Source organism: Pedococcus sp. P2_D9 (assembly GCF_056404275.1).
This window is the reverse complement of sequence record NZ_JBFUEI010000001.1, coordinates 352,007-375,252: the sequence shown is the minus strand read 5'-3', so window position 1 is coordinate 375,252 and position 23,246 is coordinate 352,007. Positions and strand designations below refer to the sequence as shown.

Genomic DNA, 23,246 nt, shown 5'->3' with positions numbered 1-23,246 from the left:
TCTCCCCTACTCCTGGGGGCGCTGGGTCTGCGGGTTGCTGGACTCGTCGCGGGGCGTTCCCTCACCCGTCAGGGTGTCGTGGCGCCCGGGTGTGGGGTCGTCCTCAGCAGGGGCGTCGCTGGTCGGGTCCTCGGTGCTGAGCAGCGCATCGAGGAGCCCGCCGCCGATCCGGCGGAAGGTCCGGCGCGGTCGCTCGCGGTCGAGCACGGCCACCTCGAGCTGGGCGGCAGTCAGGGTCCGCGAGGTACCGCCGGCAGGGTCCTGCCCGAGCAGCTCCACCGCGAGGCTGAGGGCGTCCGCGAGCGACAACCCCGGGGTCCAGCGATCCTTCAGCGCGGTCTCGATGGGTTCGGCTGCGCCACCCATGGCGACGAAGCCCAGCTCGTCGGCGACCGAACCGTCGTAGGTGAGCCGGTAGATCTGGTCCTCGTCCGCGGTGCTGCCCACCTCGGCGACGACGATCTCCACCTCGTAGGGCTTGGACTCCTGGGTGAACACCGTCCCCAGCGTCTGGGCGTAGGCGTTGGCCAGACCGCGAGCGGTCACGTCGGTGCGGTCGTACGAGTAGCCGCGCAGGTCGGCATACCGGACTCCTGCCACGCGGAGGTTCTCGAACTCGTTGTACTTGCCGACGGCAGCGAAGGCGATCCGGTCGTAGATCTCGGAGACCTTGTGCAGCGCCCGGGAAGGGTTCTCGGCGACGAACGCGATCCCCTTGTCGTAGCCGAGCACGACGACCGACCGACCGCGCGCAATTCCCTTGCGGGCGTAGTCAGCCCGGTCCTTCATGAGCTGCTCGGGCGAGACGTAGAACGGCATGCTGCTCATCGGGCACCTCCCGGGTTGCCCTGACGGGCGGCGATGACGGCTTCGACGACCGTGCGCAGGTCGTCGTCGCCGACGAACCGCACGCCCTCGGCTCCCACCACGGCGACGGTCGGCCAGATCCGACGGCCGACGTCGGGTCCACCGGTGGCGGAGTCGTCGTCGGCGGCGTCGTAGAGCGCTTCGACGACCACGCTGACGACCTCGTCGGGGGACAGGCCCGGTCGCCAGACCTTCTTGAGTGCGCCGCGGGCGAACAGCGAGCCCGAGCCGACGCTGTGGTGGTCGTGCTCCTCGTAGCAGCCGCCGGTCACGTCGTAGGAGAAGATCCGGCCGAGCTCGCGGTCGAGGTCGTAGCCGGCGAACAGCGGCACCACCGAAAGTCCCTGCATGGCCATGCCGAGGTTGGACCGGATCATCGACGCGAGCCGGTTGGCCTTGCCCTCGAGCGACAGCAGGGTGCCCTCGATCTTCTCGTAGTGCTCGAGCTCGACCTGGAAGAGCTTGACCAGCTCGATCGCGATCCCGGCCGTGCCGGCGATGCCGACGGCGGAGTACTCGTCGCCGGCGAAGACCTTCTCCATGTCGCGGTTGGCGATGATGTTGCCCATCGTGGCCCGGCGGTCACCCGCCATCACCACGCCACCGTCGAAGGTCGCCGTGACGATGGTGGTGCCGTGCGGGGCCTCCAGTGTGCTGCCGGGCGGCAGGACGCGTCGTGAGGGCAGCAGCTGGGGGGCGTGGGCGCCGACGAACTCGGTGAACGAGGACGACCCTGCCGAGAGGTATGCCGCGGGGAGCTTCCCCGCGTCGGCGCCAGTGGTCACTGGCCGCCCTTCTGGACGAAGCCGCGGACGAACTCCTCAGCGTTGGACTCCAGGACGCCGTCGATCTCGTCGAGGACGCTGTCGATGTCGGAGTCCAGGTTCTCCTTGCGGGCCGTCGCCTCCGGCGCGGCGGGAGTGGGCTCGGGCGCCTCGTCGGGAGCGTCGTCGCGTCGCTGTGGTCGGCTCTGCTCTTGGCTGGGCATTGGCGTGACCTCTCACTCGTGATTCTCGAAGCTCGCGGACGAGCCGCTGCACATGAACCTAGTCCGAACCTATCCCGATGCGGACGCCAACTCACGCAAGAGGGTGGCCGCGTCCGGACTGCGGTCAAGGAGCGGACCGACGGTCGCCTTGGTGCCCCGCAACGGTTCGAGCATCGGGACCCGCTGGAGTGAGGTCTGTCCCGGGATGTCGAAGATGACCGAGTCCCAGGACGCGGCCGCGATCTGGTCGGGGTACTTCTCCAGGCACTTCCCGCGGAAGTAGGCCCGGGTGTCGACCGGCGGCTCGTGGACGGCATCGAGGACGACGTCCTCGGTGACCAGCTCCTCGAACCTTCCGGCGGCCCGGAGCTTGTGGAAGATCCCCTTGTCGGGGCGCACGTCGGACCACTGGATGTCGATGGCTCGCAGTCGGGAGTCGGTCCAGTCGAGGCCGTCGCGGTCGATGTAGCCCTGCAGCACCTGCTGCTTGGCCACCCAGTCCAGCTCGCGAGCGGCCTCACGCGGATCACGCTCGAGTCGGTCCAGCACGAGCGCCCACCACCGCATCACCTCGGCGGTGTCGCTGTCGAGCTCACCGGCATACCTGTCCTTCAGGTAGCGCTCCGCGAGGTCGTGGTAGCGCCAGAGCAGCTGCACCGCGGTGAGCTTGGTGCCGTCCCGCAGCTCGATCATGGCCGTGCAGGTCGGATCGTGGCTCACGGCCTGCAGGGTCGCGACGGGGCGCGCCACCGTGAGGTCGACGTCGATGGCGCGGTCCTCGATCATGGCCAGCACCAGCGACGTCGTGCCGAGCTTGAGCAGGTTGGCGACGTCGCAGTGGTTGGCGTCCCCGATGATCACGTGCAGGCGGCGGTAGAGGTCGGCCACCGCGTGCGGCTCGTCGCGGGTGTTGATGATCGGCCTCTTGAGCGTGGTCTCCAGACCCACCTCGACCTCGAAGAAGTCGCTGCGCTGGCTCAGCTGGTAGCCGGCGGTGCGCGAGTCCTGGCCGATGCCCACCCTGCCGGAGCCGGTGATGACCTGACGTGCCACGAAGAACGGCACGAGGTGCCGGACGATGTCGGTGAACGGGGTCTCGCGACGCATGAGGTAGTTCTCGTGCGTGCCGTAGGACTGGCCCTTGCCGTCGGTGTTGTTCTTGTACAGGTTCACCCCGGGAGGAAACTGGGAGAGCCGGCGGACCGACTCGGCCATGATCGCCTCGCCGGCCCGGTCGAAGGCGACCGCGGCCCGGGGAGAGGTCACCTCGGGCGAGGAGTACTCGGGGTGGGCGTGGTCGACGTAGAGCCGAGCGCCGTTGGTCAGCACCACGTTGGCGAGGGTGGGATCCTCCTCGTCCGTGAGCTGGCTCGCATCGGCGACGCCGCGTCCCATCTCGAACCCACGTGCGTCCCGCAGCGGCGCCTCGTCGGCGTAGTCCCACGACGCGTGGGCGGCCCTGATCCCCTGGGCCGACGCGTAGGCGTTGACCACCTGTCCCGAGAGGATCATCGGGTTGGCGGCCGGGTCCCCGGGCACCGAGATGCCGTACTCGGTCTCGACCCCCATCACCCTGCGGACCGTCATACCTGGCTCACGCTCATGGACTCACCCTAGGCGAGACCCGCCGGACCAGCCGTGCTGCCACGGGGATGCCGCCTGCGCGCGCCACAGCGCGCCCAGGAGGGTTAGGCTCGCACCAAGACCTCATTGCCGGACACCCAGCCACCAGGAGTGCCATTGCGCGACATCGTGGTCTTCAGCGGGAACGCGCACCGCGCCCTGGCCCAACGCATCTGCGAGGCCCTCGGGGTGCGGCTGTCCCCTGCCGAGATCAAGCGGTTCAGCAACGACTGCCTCCAGGCGCAGCTGCTCGCGAACTGCCGCCAGCGCGACGTCTACATCGTGCAGCCGCTGGTGCCCCCGACGCAGGAGCACCTCATGGAGCTGCTCCTGATGATCGACGCGGCCCGGGGAGCCTCGGCCGCCCAGATCACCGCGGTCATCCCCCACTACGCCTACGCCCGCTCCGACAAGAAGGACGCTTCCCGGATCTCGCTCGGGGGTCGCCTCGTCGCCGACATGCTGGTGGCGGCAGGCGTGGACCGGGTCCTGACGATGACCCTGCACGCACCGCAGGTGCACGGCTTCTTCTCGGTGCCCGTGGACCACCTCACGGCGATCGGCGTGCTGGCCGACCACTTCCGGGGGGCGAACCTCGAGAACTCGGTGGTGGTCTCCCCCGACCTCGGCAACGCCAAGACGGCCACCCAGTTCGCGCGACTCCTGGGACTGCCGGTCGCAGCCGGGTCGAAGCAACGCCTCGCGGACGACCGGGTCATCATCGACTCGATCGTCGGTGACGTCGCCGGCAAGCGCGCCATCATCCTGGACGACGAGATCGCCACCGGAGGCTCGATCGTCGAGCTGCTGGACCGGCTGGCAGACCTCGGCTGCCCGCGTGCCGACGTCGCCTGCACCCACGGCCTGTTCGCCGGCAAGGCGGTTGAGCGCCTCAGGGAGCACCCGATGGTCGGTGAGGTCGTCACGACCGACACCGTCCCCGCTCCCGGTCACTGGCCCGAGCTGCGGGTCCGCTCGGTCTCGCAGCTGTTCGCTGAGGCGATCAAGCGGATCCACGGCGGCGAGTCAGTGAGCAGCCTGTTCGACGGCGTCGACCCCACCCACGCGCCACCTCAGGCCTCGCTGTTCGACAAGGTCCATGTCTGAGATCTCGGTGAGGGCCTCGTGAGGCCACCGGGGTCTGCCCGGCTCGCCCTGCTCGTCGACCTGACCTTCGTCCTCCTCTTCGCCACGGTCGGACGGATCAGCCACGCGGAGGGTGTCACCTTCACTGGCGTCCTCACCGTCGCTTGGCCGTTCGTCGCGGCCCTGCTCGTGGGGTGGGCCATCGCCCACCGGCGTGGCGGCTGGCCGGTCCGGATGCCCGGCTCCACCACGGTCTGGCTGGTCACGGTCGCCCTGGGTCTGGGGCTGCGCGTCGCCACAGGTGGCGGCTTCGCCTGGAGCTTCGGCGTGGTCACCCTGCTCACGCTGGGGCTGTTCCTGATCGGCTGGCGCTGCGCCGTCGAGGTGTTCCGCTTCGTTCAGGAGGGGCTGAACCGCTGGGCCGACAGGGCGGCGGCGCGCCGCTGACGGTCGCGTGAACGCTCCGCCCCTCTCTGTGACGCCACTGTGAACGCCATTTGAGTTTGGTAAGGCTTACCTAATACCATCCCCGCGTGACCGCCGATCTCCTATGTGCACCACAGCGCCACCGCGTCGACTTCGTCGCGACGCTGGCGGACCGGGGCGAGGCGACCGCGGTCCTCTCCCCCGGCACGACGCTCACCTACGCGGACCTCGCGGACCTCGTGGCCGGCGCCGGGGCCCGGTTGGGCACCGGACGGCGTCTGGTCCTCATTGCCGCCGAGAACTCGGTCGAGGCACTGGTCACCTACCTCGGCGCACTCCACGCCGGACACGTCCCACTGCTGGCCCCCGGCGACCGCCTCCAGCACCTGGACGGACTGATCGAGGCCTACGACCCCGACGTCGTCGCCGGGCGCGGGGACTCCGGGTGGCAGGTGGTCTCGCGTCACGCGGGCGCCGCGCACGACCTGCACGCCGACCTTGCCCTGCTGCTCACGACGAGCGGCTCCACCGGCTCCCCCAAGCTGGTGCGCCTCTCCCACGAGAACCTCGACAGCAACGCCACCGCCATCGCCGAGTCGCTCGGCGTGCGGAGCAGCGACCGGGCCATCACCAGCCTCCCGCTGCACTACTGCTACGGGCTGTCCGTCCTTCACAGCCACCTGAGCGCGGGGGCTGCCGTGGTGCTCACCGACCTGTCCGTCGTCGACCCCTGCTTCTGGACCCTGTTCGACGACGTCGGCGCCACGACCCTGGCCGGCGTCCCCCACAGCTTCGACCTGCTGGACCGCAGCGGCTTCGCCCACCGCGCGCACCCCACCCTGAGGGTGGTCACGCAGGCAGGCGGCCGGCTCCCGTCCGACACGGTGCGCCGCTATGCCACCTTGGGGCGGGCGCGGGGTTGGGACCTCTTCGTCATGTACGGGCAGACCGAGGCAACCGCGCGCATGGCCGTGCTGCCCCCTGACCTGCTCGAGACCAGGCCCGAGACGGTCGGACTGGCCGTGCCCGGAGGCTCGTTCCGCCTCGACCCGCTCAGCGACCTCGACTGCGGGCTGGGCGAGCTCGTGTACTCCGGACCCAACGTGATGCTGGGCTATGCCGAGTCCGTGCTGGACCTGTCGCGGGGACGCGAGGTGCACGAGCTGCGCACCGGCGACCTCGCCCGCCTGGGCCCTGACGGCCTGGTCGAGATCGTCGGCCGCCGGAGCCGGTTCGCCAAGGTGGTGGGTCTGCGCATCGACCTCGACCAGGTCGAGCGTGACCTCGCCAATGCCGGCCACGAAGCGCATTGCGTCGACCTCGGCGACGCCGTCGGTGTCCTCGCGACGGCGGTGGGCGCCGGCGCCGAGGTGACGGAGACGGTGACCCGGCGGCACGGCATACCCGCGTCCGGAGTCGTCGTCCTCGACGGGCTGGAGGCTCCGCGCCTCCCCACGGGGAAGCCCGACTATCGCGGCATGGCGGAGCTGATCGGAGCTCACCGGGCTGGCGCCGCCGAGGCCGACGGAGTCGCTGGTGGTGCCGCGCGCTCCGCCGAGGAACGGACCGACGCGGTGGTGACCCTCTATCGCGAGCTGCTCGCGGCGCCGCGCGCCGACACGACGACGAGCTTCGTCGACCTCGGCGGCGACTCGCTGTCCTACGTCGAGGTGTCGGTGCGGTTGGAGGCGCTGCTGCACACCCTTCCCGACGGCTGGCACCTGCTGTCCCCCGGCGAGCTGGCCGCGTCGGAGCCTGCCCGCAGGCGTCCTGGCCGGCGGCTGCACACCGTCGACACCACCGTCCTGGTGCGAGCCCTCGCCATCCTGCTCATCCTCGCCAACCACACCCACCTGTCGTTCGTGCCCGGTGGCGCCCACACCCTGCTCGCCCTCGTCGGCTACAACGTCGCCCGCTTCCAGCTGACCTCACGCCCGCGCGGCGAACGGGTCCGCGGGATCGCGCGCAGCGTCGCCCGCGTGGTGCTGCCGAGCGCCGCGTGGATCGGGGTCGTCGCGCTCGTGGCCGGGACGTACGACTGGCGCAACGTCCTGATGCTCAACCAGGTGCTCGGCGACTGGGGGCGCTGGTCCGACCACTGGCACTTCTGGTTCATCGAGGCGGTGACGTCGCTGCTCGTCGGCACGGCCGTGCTCATGGCGGTTCCTGCTGTGGACCGGTGGGAGCGGCGGTGGCCCTTCGCCTTCCCCGTCGCGCTCGTGGGCCTGGGCCTGTTGACGAGGTATGCCGTGGTGGTGCCGGACGCCGGGCCCTACCGGGGCGCGAACGCCTACGTGCTCGTCTGGCTGTTCGCGACCGGCTGGGCCGCGGCCCGCGCCTCCACCCCCTGGCAGCGGGTCCTCGTGTCCGCCATCCCGGTGCTCACGGTGCCCGGTTTCTGGCCGAGCATGCCCGGGCGCGAGGTGACCATCATCGTCGGGCTGCTCGCGCTCATCTGGTTCCCGACCGCGAGGGTGCCACGCTTCGTCGGCCGGGCGGCATCGCAGGTCGCGACCGCGTCGTTGTTCGTCTACCTCACCCACTTCGTGGTCTACCCGCGCATCATGGGGACGAGCTCGGTGCTCGCGATGGCCTGCTGTCTCGTCGTCGGGATCGCCTACTGCCGGCTGTGGACCTGGCTGGAGGCGACAGTGCGTCGCGGGATGGACTCACGCAGGGCCCGGTTCACGACTGGGTTCACGACCGCGTTCACGACCGCGTTCACCACCGCGTTCACGACCGGGGTTCCCACCCCGGAGGTGCGAACAGGTAGCCCAGCCGGTCGCGCCACCGACCCGCTGCTCTGACCTGGCGGAACATCAGCGCGAACTCGGCGTACTGCAACCTGAACGGGTTGAACGTCGTGACGGGGTGGGTGAGGCCGTAGGTCGGGCGCTGCTGCTCCTCGCGGAACGTCCCGAAGAGCCGGTCCCAGACGATGAGGATGCCACCGTAGTTGCGGTCGAGGTACTCGGCATCGCTGGCGTGGTGGACCCGGTGGTGGGAGGGCGTGTTGAAGACGAGCTCGATGGGACGCCACAGCTTGGGGATCGTCTCGGTGTGCACCCAGAACTGGTAGGTCAGGTTGAGCGAGAAGACGAAGAAGATCATCCACGGGGGCAGCCCCAGCAGCGGGAGCGGCACCCAGAACAGCAGCTCGCCCCACGGGTTCCACTTCTGCCGCAGGGCGGTCGTGTAGTTGAAGTGGACGCTGCTGTGGTGGGCCTGGTGCATCGCCCAGAGCACGCGGACCCGGTGGCTGCTGCGGTGGTAGGAGTACCAGAGCAGGTCGACGAGCAACAGCGCGACGAGCCAGGTCCACCAGTCACGCGGGTCGAGGCGCAGGGGCGTCACGGCATACAGGGCGGCGTAGCCCAGCAGGGCCAGCGCCCGCGCCCCGAGGTTGACGACGACCGAGCCGACGCCCATCGACAGGCTCGCCGCCGAGTCCTGCCTGGCGTACCCCACCCGCGGCGCGTCCTCGTCCGTCTCGAGCACCCGCAGGGCGACCAGCTCCAGCACGATGAACAGAACGAAGAACGGCACGGCCATCAACGCCGGGTCCTCGAGCAGGTGGTCCATGGACCACGATGTTACCCAGAGTAAGTTAGGTCGGGAAGGCCTCTGTGCGCCGCCTCACAGGTACTGGCCGGTGTTGGCCACGTTGTCGATCGAGCGACCCGGCTCGGTGCCGCTCTTGCCGGTGACGAGCGTGCGGATGTAGACGATCCGCTCGCCCTTCTTGCCGGAGATGCGGGCCCAGTCGTCCGGGTTCGTCGTGTTGGGCAGGTCCTCGTTCTCCTTGAACTCGTCCACGCAGCTGGCCAACAGGTGTTCGACGCGGATGCCCTTGGCCCCGACGGTGAGGAAGTCCTTGATGGCCATCTTCTTGGCCCGGTCGACGATGTTCTGGATCATCGCCCCGGAGTTGAAGTCCTTGAAGTAGAGGACCTCCTTGTCGCCATTGGCATACGTCACCTCGAGGAAGCGGTTCTCCTCGATCTCGGAGTACATCCGCTCGACGGCCGCGGTGATCATGGCGTCGACGGTGGCCTGCGGTGACCCACCGTGCTCGGCCAGGTCGTGCTCGTGCAGGGGCAGGTCGGCGACGAGGTACTTGGTGAAGATGTCGCGGGCGCTCTCGGCGTCGGGGCGCTCGATCTTGATCTTCACGTCGAGCCGTCCCGGGCGCAGGATGGCGGGGTCGATCATGTCCTCGCGGTTTGAGGCGCCGATCACGATGACGTTCTCGAGCCGCTCGACGCCGTCGATCTCCGACAGCAGCTGCGGCACGATCGTCGTCTCGACGTCCGAGGAGACACCTGACCCACGAGTGCGGAACAGGCTGTCCATCTCGTCGAARAACACCACCACCGGCGTGCCGTCGGACGCCTTCTCGCGAGCCCGCTGGAAGATGAGCCGGATGTGCCGCTCGGTCTCCCCGACGTACTTGTTGAGGAGCTCGGGGCCCTTGATGTTGAGGAAGAACGACTTGCCGACCGGCTTGCCCTCCTTCTCAGCGACCTTCCGGGCGAGCGACGCGGCGACGGCCTTGGCGATCAGGGTCTTGCCACACCCGGGCGGGCCGTAGAGGAGCACACCCTTGGGGGGCTTGAGCTTGTGCTCGGTGAACAGGTCGGGGTGCAGGTAGGGCAGCTCGACCGCGTCACGGATGGCTTCGATCTGGCCGGCCAGGCCACCGATGTCCTCGTAGGCGATGTCGGGGACCTCTTCGAGGACGAGCTCGGAGACCTCGGCCTTGGGGATCCGCTCGTAGACGAACCCGGAGCGCGGCTCCAGCATCAGGGCGTCGCCGACCCGGATCGGCTCGCCCTCGAGGGAGTCGGCCATCCGGCAGACCCGCTCCTCGTCGGCGTGCGCCACGACGAGCACCCGGCCCTCGCCGAGCAGCTCCTTGATCATGACGACCTCACCGATGCGCTCGTAGCCGCACGTGGCGACGACGTTCATCGCCTCGTTGAGGCGGACCTCGCGCCCGCTGGACAGCTCGGCCGGGTCGACCGCCGGGCTGACGGCAACGTGCATCTTGCGTCCGCCCGTGAGGATGTCGACCGTGGCGTCGTCGTAGGACTCGAGGATCACTCCGTAGGCCGCGGGCGGCTGGGCCAACCGGTCCACCTCGGACTTCAGGGTGACGATCTGCTCGCGCGCCTCCTTGAGGGTCCGCACCAGCCGTTCGTTCTGCGAGGACACCGTGGCGAGGTTGGACTGCAGCTGCAGCACCTTGGTCTCGAGCTCGCGGGATCGGACTGGGGCGTCGGACAGCCGCTGGCGCAGCGCCGCAACCTCCTCCGCGAGCAGTTCCGCTTGGCGGCGCTCCTCGGAGTGGCCTGCAGGGGTGCTGTGATCGGTCATGTCGGCTCCCTCAAGACAACGCGGTGGCGATCGAGCTACCGACCGTGCCCTGCCCGCGCCTGGCGCGGCCGATGACACAAACCTAACCCCGAACTACTCGGGTGTCGGGGAGGTTTGAGTCACAGAACGGCGAAGCCGCCGGATCTTCTTGTCTGATGGGACGCGCTCGCCGACGTCCTCGGGGGTGAAGTCGCTCTCGGCACCGAACGCGAGTCCACTCTCGAGGGCGCCTTCCTCGTCCGTGGAGCCCTTTGCCGGACGGCGTTTGCGCAGCGGCGGGGTGACCCCGGGCGCCAGCCGACGGCTGGTGATGAGGAAGCCGGTGTGGCCGTGCATCCGGTGCTGGGGGCGCACCGCGAGACCCTCGAGGTGCCAGCCCCGCACCAGGGACTCCCACGCCTCGGGCTCGGTGTAGCCGCCATGGTCGCGCAGCGCCTCGGCGACCCGGGACAGCTGCGTGGCCGTGGCAACGTAGCAGATGAGGACGCCCCCGGGGGCGAGCGCCTGGGCGACGACCTCGAGACACTCCCAGGGGGCCAGCATGTCCAGGACCACGCGGTCGACGGACCCGGGCTCCTCGACGGACGGCAACGTCTCGACGAGGTCACCCACGGTGACCTGCCACGCGGGGTGGTCGAGCCCGAAGAAGGCACGGGCATTGCCCTTGGCGATGTCGGCGAAGTCCTCACGCCGCTCGAAGGAGTGCACGTGGCCGAGCTCGCCCACTGCCCGCAGCAGCGACATCGACAGGGCACCGGACCCCACGCCGGCCTCGACGACCCGAGCCCCCGGGAAGATGTCGGCCATCGTCACGATCTGGCCGGCATCCTTGGGGTAGACGACGGCAGCCCCGCGTGGCATCGACATGACGTAGTCGGACAGCAGTGGCCGCAGGGCGAGGTACTCGACCCCGGCCGTGTTGCGGACCACGGACCCGTCGGGTGCACCGATGAGGTCGTCGTGGGCCAGCCGCCCGCGGTGGGTGTGGAACTCGCGCCCGGGCTCGAGGGTGATCGTGTGCAACCGGCCCTTCGGGTCGGTCAGCTGGACCCGCTCCCCCTCGGTGAACGTTCCGCGACGCAGCGCTGCGCCGATCGGCGAGGCCGGTGCGGGACTGGTCGGCTCGGGGGCAGTGCTCATGGGCGGGAAGTCTAATTGCGCGACAGTGCCGCGATGACCAGGCGGCCGTGGGCGATGCCGTAGACCTGGCCGTGCCAGGTGAGCACCACGTCCTGGTAGCGAGTCGACTGCATGAGCTCGACCACGGGGAGCGCGTTGGCGTCCGGCGAGACCTCGAGGACGTTCTCCTCGGGGATGCGCATGACCGCGGTGATGAGCGGGGCGGCCGGGTCGAGTCCCACAGGGGTGACGCCGCCCGGCGAGGCGAGGAGCAGGCAGGGAATGCCGCGTGCGTCGGCCGTCACGACGGCGTCAGGATGGTCGATGGCCACCCCCAAGGGGGTCTGCGGGTCGAGGAAGACTGCGTGCTCCATGACCTGCGACACCCGGAGGCCCGCGAACTGGGAGAGAGCTCGCCCGCGGCGGATGGAGTCGGTGGCGCCGGCCCACAGGACCGAGCCCACGACCAGCACCCAGATGGAGTCGAAGCCGACCTGCTGGCCGTCGGTGAGCGGTCGGACGAAGAACCACAGGACGAGCAGGACGGTGAGCGCCCTGCCGCACCACCCGGCGACCACGGAACCCTTGCTGCGGTCGCCGGTGGTCTTCCAGACCAGGCTCTCCACGACCTGCCCCCCGTCCAGCGGCATACCCGGGAGGAAGTTCAGCACCGCGAGGGAGCCGTTGATGATCACGAGCCCCGTGAGGAGTGCACTCGTGCGGTCGCCCGTCGTCCCCAGCAGGAGCAGCCACGCCATGACGGCGAGGACCGCGTTCGAGGCAGGGCCGGCGGCCGCGATCGCCGCCAACCTCCCGGGAGTGCTTCGCGCCGCCTCGAAGGACGTGTGCCCTCCCCACAGGTTCGCGACGATGCGGATGACCGGCATTCCGAACATGCGGGCGCTCACGGCGTGGGCGGCCTCGTGGACCAGGACGCTGACGAGGAGCAGCAGTGCCTGCGTGATGCCGATGGCGATCCCCGTGCCGACCCGGTCCGGGAAGTAGGGCGTTGCCACGATCGCCACGATCACCAGTGCGATGACGAACCAGCTCGGCGCGAGGTAGACCGGCACACCGCCGACCCTCGCGATCCGCACCCCGTGACCGGACTCCTCTGGTTCCGTCTCGGGAGCCCTGGTCGTCATGGGGTGACCCTACGTGACCGGCCCCGACGTCGATTCCCGCACTGGGCCATACTTGTGCGGTGCCTGACTCCCCCACACTTCGGCCCGATGCCACCGACCAGCTGACGACCGCGCTCACCGAGCGCATCCTCGTCATGGACGGCGCGATGGGGACGATGATCCAGCGCGAGGGGCTCGGCGAGGCCGACTACCGCGGCGAGCGTTTCGCCGACTGGGACAGCGACCTCAAGGGCAACAACGACCTGCTGAGCCTGACCCAGCCGGAGATCATCCGCGGCATCCACACGGCATACCTCGAAGCTGGTGCCGACCTCATCGAGACCAACACCTTCAACGCGCAGCGGATCTCCCTCGCCGACTACGGCATGGAGGACCTCGGCTACGAGATCAACCTCGCCGCCGCGCGCCTCGCGCGCCAGGCGTGCGACGACATGACTGCCAGGACGCCGGACCAGCCGCGCTGGGTGCTCGGGGCGCTCGGCCCGACGAACCGCACCGCGTCCATCTCCCCCGACGTCAACGACCCGGGCAAGCGCAACGTCACCTTCGACGAGCTGGTCGCGGCCTACCTCGAACAGGCCCGCGGGCTGGTCGACGGTGGTTCCGACCTGCTGATCGTCGAGACGATCTTCGACACCCTCAACGCCAAGGCCGCCATCTTCGCCCTCGAGACGCTGTTCGAGGAGCACGACCGTCGCTGGCCGGTCATCATCTCCGGCACCATCACCGACGCCTCCGGCCGCACCCTCTCGGGTCAGGTCACCGAGGCCTTCTGGAACTCGGTCCGCCACGCCCGTCCCCTCGCGGTCGGGCTCAACTGCGCCCTGGGCGCCGCCGAGATGCGCCCGTATGCCGCGGAGCTGGCGCGCGTCGCCGACACCTTCGTCTCGTGCTACCCCAACGCCGGGCTGCCCAACGCCTTCGGCGAGTACGACGAGACCCCTGATGCGATGGCGTCGGTGGTCGGCGAGTTCGCGCAGTCCGGGTTGGTCAACCTCCTGGGTGGCTGCTGCGGGACGACCCCCGACCACATCGCCGCCATCGCGAAGGCGGCCAGCGACCAGTCGCCGCGCGTGCCCAGCGAGATCGCCCCCGCCCTGCGCCTGTCCGGGCTCGAGCCCCTGACGGTCACCGAGGAGTCGTTGTTCGTCAACGTCGGGGAGCGGACCAACATCACCGGGTCGGCGCGGTTCCGCAAGCTGATCCAGGCCGAGGACTACGGCACGGCGCTCAACGTGGCGCGACAGCAGGTCGAGTCCGGCGCGCAGGTCATCGACATCAACATGGACGAGGGCATGATCGACGGCGTCGCCGCGATGGACCGCTTCGTCAAGCTCGTCGCGACCGAGCCCGACATCTCGCGGGTGCCCCTGATGGTCGACTCCTCCAAGTGGGAGGTCATCGAGGCCGGGCTCAAGTGCGTCCAGGGCAAGTCGATCGTCAACTCCATCTCGATGAAGGAAGGCGTCGAGCCCTTCATCGAGCACGCCCGGCTGTGCCGCAAGTACGGCGCCGCCATCGTCGTGATGGCCTTCGACGAGGACGGCCAGGCGGACTCCCTGCAGCGCCGCAAGGAGATCTGCAAGCGGGCCTACGACATCCTCACGACCGAGGTCGGTTTCCCCGCCGAGGACATCATCTTCGACCCCAACATCTTCGCCGTGGCGACGGGCATCGAGGAGCACGCGGCATACGGCACGGATTTCATCGACGCGACCCGCTGGATCAAGGAGAACCTGCCCGGGGCGCTGGTCTCGGGCGGCGTCTCCAACGTGTCCTTCTCGTTCCGCGGCAACAACGCCGTGCGCGAGGCGATCCACGCCGTGTTCCTCTACCACGCCATCCAGGCGGGCATGGACATGGGAATCGTCAACGCCGGTGCGCTCGTGGTCTACGACCAGGTCGACCCCGAGCTGCGCGAACGCATCGAGGACGTCGTCCTCAACCGGCGGCCCGACTCCACCGAGCGGCTGCTCGAGATCGCCGACCGTTTCAACACCGGCGACACCAAGCAGGAGGCGATCGCCGAGGAGTGGCGTTCCCTGCCCGTCGGCGAACGCATCACCTACGCCCTCGTCAAGGGGATCGACGAGCACGCCGAGACCGACACCGAGGAGCTTCGCCAGGAGATCTCGGCCCGCGGCGGTCGTCCGATCGAGGTCATCGAGGGCCCCCTCATGGACGGGATGAACGTCGTCGGCGACCTGTTCGGGGCCGGCAAGATGTTCCTGCCGCAGGTCGTGAAGTCGGCCCGGGTCATGAAGAAGGCCGTGGCCTACCTCATCCCGTTCATCGAGGCCGAGAAGACCGAGGCCGAGGTGGCCGAGAACAGGGCCAAGGGCAAGGTCGTCATGGCCACTGTCAAGGGCGACGTCCACGACATCGGCAAGAACATCGTCGGCGTGGTCCTGCAGTGCAACAACTACGACGTCGTCGACCTCGGCGTCATGGTGCCGGCGCAGAAGATCCTCGATGCTGCCAAGGCCGAGAAGGCCGACGTCATCGGGCTGTCCGGCCTGATCACCCCGAGCCTCGACGAGATGGTCAACTTCGCCACGGAGATGGAGCGCCAGGGGTTCGACCTGCCGCTGCTCATCGGCGGCGCCACCACGTCACGGGCGCACACGGCCGTGAAGGTCGACCAGAAGTACCACGGCCCCGTGGTCTGGGTGAAGGACGCCTCCCGCTCGGTGCCCGTCGTCGCGCAGCTGCTGTCCGACGAGCTGCGCCCCAAGCTGATGGCCGAGGTGAAGGCGGACTTCGACTCGCTGCGCGCCCGCCACGCGGCCAAGACGACCGAGCGGCCGCTCGTGTCCATCGAGAAGGCCCGGGAACAGGCCACCCCGGTCGACTGGAGCAGCTACCGGCCGCCGGTGCCGCACCTCGTCGCGGCCCAGGAGAAGGAGCTGCTGCGCCGCCAGTCCGGCACGCGCAACCGCACCGTCACCCAGTTCGTGCGGACCTTCAAGGACTACCCCATCGCCGAGCTGCGCGACTACATCGACTGGGGACCGTTCTTCCTGGCGTGGGAGATGAAGGGCCGGTTCCCGGACATCCTCAACAACCCGGCGACGGGCGAGGCCGCGACCAGGCTCTACCAGGACGCGCAGAAGATGCTCGACCAGATCATCGACCAGAAGTGGCTGCGGGCCAACGGTGTCATCGGACTGTTCCCCGCGAACTCGGTCGGTGACGACATCGAGGTCTACACCGACGAGTCCCGAGAGACGGTGGCCACGACGCTGCACACCCTGCGCCAGCAGGGGCAGCACCGTGAGGGCATCCCCAACCGCGCCATGTCCGACTTCGTGGCGCCGCGGGACACCGGCAGGTCCGACCACGTCGGGGCGTTCGCCGTCACCGCCGGACTCGGCTCGCACGACAAGGTCAACGAGTTCAAGGCTGCGATGGACGACTACAACGCCATCCTGCTCGAAGCCCTGGCCGACCGCCTGGCCGAGGCCTTCGCGGAGCGCATGCATGAGCGCGTTCGTCACGACTTCTGGGGCTACGCACCCGACGAGCACCTGAAGAACCAGGACCTGATCGCCGAGAAGTACGTCGGCATCCGCCCGGCTCCCGGCTACCCGGCCTGCCCCGACCACACCGAGAAGGCCCTGCTCTGGGACCTGCTCCAGGTCGAGCAGAACACCGGCATGGAGCTCACCGAGTCGATGGCGATGTGGCCGGGCGCGTCGGTGTCGGGCTGGTACTTCTCGCACCCGCAGTCGCAGTACTTCGTCGTGGGTCGGCTGGGCCGGGACCAGGTCGAGGACTACGCCAAGCGCAAGGGCTGGACCCTCGCCGAGGCAGAGCGCTGGCTCTCTCCCAACCTCGGCTACCTGCCGGAGGACTGACCGGCCACCAGGCCCCAGTCCCACGGCCACAGGCGACAGTCAGTGCTGCTGGGGAATGCCGAGCGGGGCTGAGACGCCGGCGCCCGAGAGGTTGTCGCAGCGGACGATCTGGGACCCAACACGTTCCACCGGACACCGGAACGGGGTGGAGTCCCAGAACACCGTGGTGGCATGGGGCCGTGGCCCTGGGTCTTGCCGCGCAGTGGCGGTCGAGGAAACGCAGAGAATGAGCGCAGCGGCAACAGCTGCTGCGGTGGGCGCCAGGCGACGAATGTGCCTCTGCTGCATAGTTTTTGGTTGCATGTGGGGTAGTCGTCGATGCCGACCAAAGGTTGACGCCGGCGCCGCGGAATTCTTTGACGGTCTCTGGCCCCGCCGAACCCGATGCCGACTCCCGCCGTTTTCCAGCGTTTTCGAAATTCACCGACATCCGTGTCAACCTCCAGCGCGCTGCGACGACTACACCGCAGGAGACTGGTGCCGGGAGGCCGGAGTGAACGGTGGCGAGGAGTCAGCGGTCGTGCTCGCCTTCGAGGCGCCCGCATCCCACGACAAGGACGCCGTGGTCGAGGCGTTGTTCCGCGAGCAGTTCGGCAGCATGGTGCGCCTCGCCTACTGCCTGCTCGGCGACCGCAGCGCCGCCGAGGACGTCGCACAAGAGGCGTTCGTCTCCCTGCACCTGCACTGGGGCACCCTGCGAGACCGCGGCGCGCTGCTGCCCTATGTCCGGTCCGTGGTGTTCAACCAGTGCCGATCCAGGCAGCGGTGGCTCATCCGGGGTCGGAGGGCGGTGAGCGAGCTCGGATCGCCGGAGCTGGTGCCCAGCTCGGAGGACACTGCCGTCCTGCTCGACGAGACGCACCGCCTGGGCAGGGCCATCCGGGCGCTCCCGCTCCGTCAGCGCGAAGTCATCGTCTGCCGGTTCCTGCTGGGACTCAGCGAGGCCGAGACCTCGGCCGAGCTGGACATCAGTGTGGGCAGCGTCAAACAGCACACCCACCGGGCGCGAGCCGCCCTCCAGGCAGTGATGGGAGCCGGCAGATGACGCTGCAGGATCGAGATCTCGAACGCGCACTCGCGAGCCTCGCGGACGAGGTCGTGCTCGAGGCGCCGGACGTCGCCGCGGCGTTCACGGACTTCACGGACCGCTCGGCCCGCGCGTCGCGCCGCCGGCGCGGACAGCGCCTGGCAGCGGCCTGCGCGGCCGCGGTCCTCGTGCTGGGCGGGGCGACCGCCTACTGGGCCGAACGCGGCACGGACCGCCAGCCACCTCCCGTGCCCGCCGCAACCCCGTCGGTCATCTCGCCCGAGGAGATGGTCGGCGTCTGGACCGGTCTCGGGCTCTGGACCTTCTACGCGGACGGGACGGGTGGCTACAGCAACAACGCGGACACCCTGGAGACCCCCTTCCACTACACCCTCAAGGGGAACAAGCTCGGGGTGCGCGACGCCACTGGATGCGACTTCTCCTTCCTCCTGACGGGGTACCGCCAGAGCAGGCAGCTCACGGGAGACGCCTTGGAGTTCTGCGGGAACACCGCACCCCCTGTGTCGCTGGTGCGACTGTCGCCGGCAAGCCCCGGGGGGACGGAGATCCCGATGTTCTCGATGACGGGTGCCACACCCGTCCGTCGCGTCGCGCAGGTGGGTGGCGTGTGGATCATGCCGGGCACCGGCATGCTCCTCGCGATCGACGGCAGCCGAGCCACCTACGCGCTGGACGACCGGGGCAACCTGGCCAGGAACCCGCGCGACTCCGGCACCGTGACGGTCTCGTCGGACGGCACCGTCACCCTGACCAGCTCGCAGTCCCCCACCGCCGGGTGCGCCAGCCCCGGACGCCCTCGTACTGTCCTGCGGGATGTGATGGTGGTCGCGGCCCAGAGCGTCGAGGCCAAGGGCGGTGTGACCCCCACCTGTGCCCGGGCCGCCGTCCAGGCCGTCTGGGTCCTAGTGAGCACCCGCTGACCCCCACCCGTCACGGCACCGCGCCGGACGAGCGGCACCGGCATCGAGCGGTATGCCGCCGGGCACCGCCGGTGCGCCGCGGCACCGCTGTCAGCGGCGCGGCATACCGTGTGGTCCATGGTTCCAGCCCTCTCACCGAGCCGAGCATCGGACTTCAAGCAGTGTCCGCTGCTCTACCGGTTCCGCACGATCGACAAGCTGCCGTCCCCGCCGAGCCCGGCAGCGGCACGGGGCACGCTCGTGCACGCCGTCCTGGAGCGGTTGTTCGACCTGCCCGCCGAGGAGCGCACGCCGGCCGCCGCCCAGGCCCTGCTCGGTCCGCAGTGGGAGGCACTCGTCGAGCAGGAACCCGAGCTGGCCGAGATGATCCTGTCGGACGACAAGCTCACCGAGGCGGGCTGGTTCGGTGACGCGCAGGCGCTGATCGAGACCTGGTTCACGTTGGAGGACCCGACCCGGCTGGAGCCCGCCGAGCGCGAGCTCTACGTCGAGACCGACGTGGACGGCCTCGTCCTGCGTGGCTACGTCGACCGTCTCGACGTTGCCCCGGACGGCGCGATGCGGGTCGTGGACTACAAGACCGGCCGGTCGCCGAGCGAGCTCTTCGAGGGCAAGGCGCTGTTCCAGATGAAGTTCTACGCCCTGGTCCTGTGGCGGCTGCGCGGCGAGATCCCGCGCCTGCTCCAGCTGGTCTACCTCGGCAACGGGGAGGTGGTCCGCTACGCCCCCGACGAGCACGACCTGCTCAGCCTCGAGCGCAACCTCAAGGCTGTGTGGACGGCCATCGAGCACGCCGCCACCACCGGCGACTGGCGGCCCAAGACCTCACGGCTGTGCGACTGGTGCGACTACCGCGAGTTCTGCCCCGCCTGGGGTGGCACTCCCCCGCCGTTGCCCGAGAATGCCGCCCAGATCGCGCTGAACCCCGCCGTCTCCGGCCAGGTGACCCCGATCGACGAGTGAGCCCCGTGCGCTGGGCTATCCGCGAGCCTCGTTACTTCGCGCACCGACGAACAGGGTCCGAAGGTCCCAGGGCGTCAGCCCACGCAGGCTGGGCGCCTGGACCGCACCAACGATCACGGGCACCGGCACGACGTGCGGCACCGCGAGGGTCGGGACACCGGCGGCCACGGCAGACCGGACCCCGGTGGGCGAGTCCTCGATCGCCACGCAGTCGGTGACCTCGACCCCGAGGGCCCGAGCCGCAGCCAGGTAGGGCTCGGGGTGGGGTTTGCCGTGCTCCACCTCGTCACCGGTGATGACCGCGGTGAAGGTGCCCGGTGGCAGTGCCTCCACAACTGCGTCGGCCAGCGACCGCCAGGACATGGTCACGAGGGCGTTCGGCACGCCGGCCTCGCCCAGGGATGTCAGCAGCTCGACCGCACCCGGGCGCCAGGGCACGTGCTCGGTGACCTGGGCGATGACCCGCCTGAGCAGCTCCTCGATGATCTCGACCGGTTCGAGCGAGACAGGGCTGTTGTCCCGGATGAACTCCGCCGACACCATGAGGTCGTTGCCGACGAGCTGGTGCGCGTACTCGTCGTTCCAGATCCCGCCGGCCTCCTCGACGATCGCGTGTTCGGCGTTGATCCAGTAGGGCTCCGTGTCGACGAGGGTGCCGTCCATGTCCCAGAAGACCGCGGACGGGAGACCGCCCACGCGAGGCGACGGGTCCTCGGACTGATCGGACTCGGGAGGCGGCATTGCGGGTGGCCTTCGTGGTGCGGGGATGGCGGCGCGCCCGACTATACGCAGCCGTGCAGAGGGCTCCGGACCACGGACCGTAGGCTGGACCTGGACCGCGCATCGGCAGCAGAGGAAGGAGCGGTGGTGATAGAACTCGAAGACGTCTCCGAGCTCAACAACCCCGTCGTGATTGCCGCCTTCGAGGGCTGGAACGACGCAGGAGAGGCGGCGACCGCAGCCGTCGACCACCTCGTCGACGTGTGGGACGCCGAGGCCATCGCAGCACTCGACCCGGAGGAGTACTACGACTTCCAGGTCAACCGGCCCCGCGTGGTGCTCGAGGACGGCCGGCGCCGGATCCACTGGCGGACCACCCGGATCCTCGTCGCCCGCTCGGCGGGGCTGGACCGCGACGTGATCCTGATCCAGGGCATCGAACCCTCCTTCCGCTGGCGGGCCTTCACCATCGAGCTCATGGAGTTCGCCCAGGAGGTGGGCGCGAGCACGGTGTTCACGCTCGGCGCGCTCATGGCCGACGTGGCCCACACCCGCCCGATCCCGGTGACCGCGACCTCCGACGACGACGACGTGATCCACCGTTTCGACCTCGAGCCGAGCCGCTACGAGGGGCCGACGGGCATCGTCGGGGTGCTGGCCGACGCCGCCACGCAGTCGGGGATGCAGTCGCTGTCCTGCTGGGCCGCGGTGCCGCACTACGCCGGCCACTCTCCCTCGCCGAAGGCCACCCTCGCGCTGATCTCGCGGCTCGAGGAGCTGCTCGACGCGACCATCCCCCACGGTGACCTGGCCGAGGGCGCCAAGGCGTGGGAGCGCGGCATCAACGAGCTCGCCGACACCGACGAGGAGGTCGCCGAGTACGTCCAGTCCCTCGAGGAGGCCCAGGACACCGCGGACCTGCCCGAGGCGAGCGGTGATGCGATCGCGCGCGAGTTCGAGCGCTACCTGCGTCGCCGCGGCCAGGAGGGGCCGGGCTGAGCCGGACGACCAGCCGACTCTGGCCGAGGCACCCGTCGCTCGCTGAACCGGACGCACATCGTCCGGAACCGGACCTAGCCTGCAGGCCTCACCGTCGGGCACCGAGCCCGCGCTGGAAAGGGGCCTGACCATGGACATCCTGCTGATCGCCGGACTGTGGCTCGACGGATCCGCCTGGGACGCCGTCGTGCCGGAGCTCGAGGCCCTCGGCCACCGCCCCGTACCGATCACCCTCCCCGGTCAAGGTGACGGCGCAACGGAGGCCTCGCTGGACGACCAGGTCGCGGCGGTGCTCAGCGCGGTGGACCTTGCCGCCCACCCTCCCATGGTCGTGGGGCACTCCGCCGCCTGCACCCTCGCGTGGCTAGCGGCCGATGCCCGGCCTGACAAGGTGGCCCGGGTTGCCCTGATCGGCGGCTTCCCGTCCGCAGACGGAGAGGCCTACGCGGACTTCTTCGAGACCACGGATGGCGTCATGCCGTTCCCCGGCTGGGGGCCGTTCGAGGGAGCGGACTCGGCCGACCTCGACGAGGAGGCCAGGCGAGCCTTCGAGGCTGCGGCCATCGCGGTCCCCGAGGGGGTGACCAAGGGGGTGGTCCACCTCACCGACGAGCGGCGGTTCGACGTCCCGGTCGTGCTGGTGTGCCCCGAGTTCGACCCTGCGCAGGCCCAGGCGTGGATCGACGACGGTGAGCTTCCTGAGCTCGCCAAGGCAAGGCACCTCGACCTGGTCGACATCGACTCGGGCCACTGGCCCATGGTCACCAAGCCGAGGGCCCTCGCCCAGCTCCTCTCGGACGCCGCGACCGCCTGACGGGGGGTGACCGAGGGGCTCAGTCGGGACTGACCATCCTCAGACCCTGACTCCGAGGATGGCGTCGAGGGCGCGGGAGAGCACCCCCGCCGCGGAGCTGCTCGTGCCGCCGCGGGTCAGGGTCTGCCGGGCCCACGCGTCAACGGCAGCCAGTGCGCCCGGGGTGTCGAGGTCCTCGGCCACCCGCGCGCGGATCGCCTCGACGGCATCCGTGGAGTCACGTGCCGTGTTGACCGAGAGTGCGGCGCGCCAGGTCTCCAGCCGCTCCTGGGCCGCCTCCAGCACGGAGTCGGTCCACGACCACTCCGTGCGGTAGTGCTGGGCAAGCAGCGCCAGACGGATGGCCATCGGGTCGACGCCGTCGGCGCGCAGCTTGGAGACGAGCACGAGGTTGCCCTTGGACTTGCTCATCTTCTGGCCGTCCAGACCCACCATCGCCTGGTGGGTGTAGGTCCGTGCGAAGGGCCGCTGGTCGGTCAGCACCACGGCCTGGGTCGCGCTCATCTCGTGGTGGGGGAAGATGAGGTCCGTCCCTCCGCCCTGGATGTCGAAGGCCATGCCCAGGTGCTCCAGTGCGATCGCGGTGCACTCGACGTGCCAGCCGGGCCGACCGTCGGGCAGACCCTCGACCGTCCAGGACGGTTCACCCTCGCGAGCGGCCCGCCACAGAAGCGGGTCGAGCTCGTCGCGCTTGCCGACCCGATCGGGGTCGCCGCCACGGTCGGCAAAGACCGCGAGCATCTCCTCGCGGTTCCAGTTGGACACCGCGCCGAAGCCGGCGTCCGCCGAGATGTCGAGGTACAGGTCGTCTCCGTCGGACTCCGGGGTGTCGACCGGGTAGGCAGCACCCCGCTCGAGCAGTGCGCGGACGGCGGCTCCCACGGGTTCGATGCTCTCGACGACACCCACGTAGTGGTCCGGAGGAATGACCGCCAGCGCGGTCATGTCCTCGCGGAAGAGCGAGATCTCCAGCGCGGCAAGGTCTTCCCACTTGATCCCGTCGCGCGCGGCTCGCTCGAGAAGCGGGTCGTCGACGTCGGTGATGTTCTGGACGTACTCGACGTCGTGCCCCGCGTCACGCAGTGCGCGACCGAGGATGTCGAACGTGACGTATGTGGCGGCGTGCCCCATGTGGGTGGCGTCGTAGGGCGTGATCCCGCAGACGTACATCCGCGCGGTCGGCCCTGGGGTGATCGCGCGGACCGCGCCGGTCGCGGAGTCGAAGACCTGCACGGGGTGGCCGGTGCCGGGCACTGCGGGGAGGAAGGGCGTGGGCCAGGAGATCACAGCGGAAG

The 23,246-nt window shown here is 69.7% G+C and carries 19 protein-coding genes; 9 read left to right on the top strand and 10 right to left on the bottom strand.

Annotation, left to right across the window (positions count from 1 at the left end; all coding sequences use genetic code 11):
- Positions 1–6 precede the first annotated feature (6 nt).
- The 4 genes from prcA to dop all read right to left on the bottom strand — a co-directional run bounded on the left by prcA (position 7) and on the right by dop (position 3,442).
- The gene (gene prcA / locus AC1DXJ_RS01770) at positions 7–828 is read right to left on the bottom strand and encodes a proteasome subunit alpha (RefSeq protein WP_477636233.1); all 822 of its coding nucleotides are present in this window, start codon (positions 826–828) and stop codon (positions 7–9) included.
- On the bottom strand, positions 825–1,652 hold the full coding sequence (gene prcB / locus AC1DXJ_RS01765; protein WP_477636232.1) for a proteasome subunit beta: 828 nt from the start codon (positions 1,650–1,652) through the stop codon (positions 825–827). The genes prcA and prcB overlap by 4 nt, the downstream gene beginning before the upstream one ends.
- Entirely contained in the window at positions 1,649–1,855 is a 207-nt protein-coding gene (locus AC1DXJ_RS01760; protein ID WP_056914404.1) for a ubiquitin-like protein Pup, read from the bottom strand. Before AC1DXJ_RS01760 ends, prcB begins: the two co-directional genes overlap by 4 nt.
- A gap of 69 nt (positions 1,856–1,924) precedes the next feature.
- Positions 1,925–3,442, bottom strand: coding sequence for a depupylase/deamidase Dop (gene dop, locus AC1DXJ_RS01755; RefSeq protein WP_477612919.1), 1,518 nt, complete (start codon positions 3,440–3,442; stop codon positions 1,925–1,927).
- Between the two features lie 153 nt (positions 3,443–3,595).
- Here dop and AC1DXJ_RS01750 point away from each other — a divergent pair, with 153 nt between their 5' ends.
- The 3 genes from AC1DXJ_RS01750 (at position 3,596) to AC1DXJ_RS01740 (ending at position 7,797) form a co-directional block, all read left to right on the top strand.
- Positions 3,596–4,585, top strand: coding sequence for a ribose-phosphate diphosphokinase (locus tag AC1DXJ_RS01750; protein ID WP_477636231.1), 990 nt, complete (start codon positions 3,596–3,598; stop codon positions 4,583–4,585).
- A gap of 18 nt (positions 4,586–4,603) precedes the next feature.
- Positions 4,604–5,011, top strand: a complete 408-nt coding sequence (locus AC1DXJ_RS01745; RefSeq protein WP_477636230.1) for a DUF3054 domain-containing protein — start codon at positions 4,604–4,606, stop codon at positions 5,009–5,011.
- A gap of 86 nt (positions 5,012–5,097) precedes the next feature.
- Entirely contained in the window at positions 5,098–7,797 is a 2,700-nt protein-coding gene (locus tag AC1DXJ_RS01740) for an AMP-binding protein (protein ID WP_477636229.1), read from the top strand.
- Here the strand turns inward: AC1DXJ_RS01740 and AC1DXJ_RS01735 are convergent.
- From AC1DXJ_RS01735 to AC1DXJ_RS01720, 4 genes are all read right to left on the bottom strand, one after another.
- Positions 7,724–8,572: a sterol desaturase family protein gene (locus AC1DXJ_RS01735; RefSeq protein WP_477636228.1), complete on the bottom strand. Its 849-nt coding sequence runs from the start codon at positions 8,570–8,572 to the stop codon at positions 7,724–7,726. The genes AC1DXJ_RS01740 and AC1DXJ_RS01735 overlap by 74 nt on opposite strands.
- Before the next feature lie 54 nt (positions 8,573–8,626).
- The gene (gene arc, locus AC1DXJ_RS01730) at positions 8,627–10,366 is read right to left on the bottom strand and encodes a proteasome ATPase (RefSeq protein WP_477612914.1); all 1,740 of its coding nucleotides are present in this window, start codon (positions 10,364–10,366) and stop codon (positions 8,627–8,629) included.
- 93 nt (positions 10,367–10,459) lie between these two features.
- The gene (locus tag AC1DXJ_RS01725; protein WP_477612913.1) at positions 10,460–11,506 is read right to left on the bottom strand and encodes a tRNA (adenine-N1)-methyltransferase; all 1,047 of its coding nucleotides are present in this window, start codon (positions 11,504–11,506) and stop codon (positions 10,460–10,462) included.
- 11 nt (positions 11,507–11,517) lie between these two features.
- Positions 11,518–12,630 carry a site-2 protease family protein gene (locus AC1DXJ_RS01720; RefSeq protein WP_477636227.1) on the bottom strand — a complete coding sequence of 371 codons (1,113 nt, stop codon included), beginning with the start codon at positions 12,628–12,630 and terminating at the stop codon, positions 11,518–11,520.
- 59 nt (positions 12,631–12,689) lie between these two features.
- Between AC1DXJ_RS01720 and metH the strand changes: the two genes are divergently transcribed.
- The 4 genes from metH (at position 12,690) to AC1DXJ_RS01700 (ending at position 19,418) form a co-directional block, all read left to right on the top strand.
- Positions 12,690–16,487, top strand: coding sequence for a methionine synthase (metH, locus tag AC1DXJ_RS01715; protein ID WP_477636226.1), 3,798 nt, complete (start codon positions 12,690–12,692; stop codon positions 16,485–16,487).
- A 493-nt stretch (positions 16,488–16,980) separates the two neighbouring features.
- Complete coding sequence (locus tag AC1DXJ_RS01710; RefSeq protein WP_477636225.1) at positions 16,981–17,532, top strand: SigE family RNA polymerase sigma factor; 552 nt, start codon at positions 16,981–16,983, stop codon at positions 17,530–17,532.
- Complete coding sequence (locus AC1DXJ_RS01705; RefSeq protein WP_477636224.1) at positions 17,529–18,455, top strand: hypothetical protein; 927 nt, start codon at positions 17,529–17,531, stop codon at positions 18,453–18,455. The genes AC1DXJ_RS01710 and AC1DXJ_RS01705 overlap by 4 nt, the downstream gene beginning before the upstream one ends.
- A 117-nt stretch (positions 18,456–18,572) precedes the next feature.
- On the top strand, positions 18,573–19,418 hold the full coding sequence (locus tag AC1DXJ_RS01700; RefSeq protein WP_477623781.1) for a RecB family exonuclease: 846 nt from the start codon (positions 18,573–18,575) through the stop codon (positions 19,416–19,418).
- Between the two features lie 15 nt (positions 19,419–19,433).
- On the opposite strand, the gene AC1DXJ_RS01695 is transcribed toward AC1DXJ_RS01700, so the two are convergent.
- Entirely contained in the window at positions 19,434–20,159 is a 726-nt protein-coding gene (locus AC1DXJ_RS01695) for an HAD family hydrolase (protein WP_477636223.1), read from the bottom strand.
- A gap of 126 nt (positions 20,160–20,285) precedes the next feature.
- On the opposite strand from AC1DXJ_RS01695, the gene AC1DXJ_RS01690 reads away from it, so the two are divergent.
- Entirely contained in the window at positions 20,286–21,137 is an 852-nt protein-coding gene (locus AC1DXJ_RS01690) for a PAC2 family protein (protein WP_477636222.1), read from the top strand.
- 130 nt (positions 21,138–21,267) lie between these two features.
- Positions 21,268–21,951, top strand: a complete 684-nt coding sequence (locus tag AC1DXJ_RS01685) for an alpha/beta fold hydrolase (RefSeq protein WP_477636221.1) — start codon at positions 21,268–21,270, stop codon at positions 21,949–21,951.
- A 39-nt stretch (positions 21,952–21,990) separates the two neighbouring features.
- Here AC1DXJ_RS01685 and mshC read toward each other — a convergent pair whose 3' ends face one another.
- Positions 21,991–23,238 (bottom strand): cysteine--1-D-myo-inosityl 2-amino-2-deoxy-alpha-D-glucopyranoside ligase, encoded by a 1,248-nt coding sequence (gene mshC / locus AC1DXJ_RS01680; RefSeq protein WP_477636220.1) that lies wholly within the window; start codon positions 23,236–23,238, stop codon positions 21,991–21,993.
- Between the last annotated feature and the right edge of the window lie 8 nt (positions 23,239–23,246).

Coding starts and splice junctions, on each gene's coding strand:
- prcA (WP_477636233.1), bottom strand. CDS start 828: ATGAGCAGCATGCCGTTCTACGTCTCGCCCGAGCAGCTCATGAAGGAC.
- AC1DXJ_RS01760 (WP_056914404.1), bottom strand. CDS start 1,855: ATGCCCAGCCAAGAGCAGAGCCGACCACAGCGACGCGACGACGCTCCC.
- dop (WP_477612919.1), bottom strand. CDS start 3,442: ATGACGGTCCGCAGGGTGATGGGGGTCGAGACCGAGTACGGCATCTCG.
- AC1DXJ_RS01735 (WP_477636228.1), bottom strand. CDS start 8,572: ATGGACCACCTGCTCGAGGACCCGGCGTTGATGGCCGTGCCGTTCTTC.
- AC1DXJ_RS01725 (WP_477612913.1), bottom strand. CDS start 11,506: ATGAGCACTGCCCCCGAGCCGACCAGTCCCGCACCGGCCTCGCCGATC.
- AC1DXJ_RS01720 (WP_477636227.1), bottom strand. CDS start 12,630: ATGACGACCAGGGCTCCCGAGACGGAACCAGAGGAGTCCGGTCACGGG.
- AC1DXJ_RS01705 (WP_477636224.1), top strand. CDS start 17,529: ATGACGCTGCAGGATCGAGATCTCGAACGCGCACTCGCGAGCCTCGCG.
- AC1DXJ_RS01700 (WP_477623781.1), top strand. CDS start 18,573: ATGGTTCCAGCCCTCTCACCGAGCCGAGCATCGGACTTCAAGCAGTGT.
- AC1DXJ_RS01695 (WP_477636223.1), bottom strand. CDS start 20,159: ATGCCGCCTCCCGAGTCCGATCAGTCCGAGGACCCGTCGCCTCGCGTG.
- AC1DXJ_RS01685 (WP_477636221.1), top strand. CDS start 21,268: ATGGACATCCTGCTGATCGCCGGACTGTGGCTCGACGGATCCGCCTGG.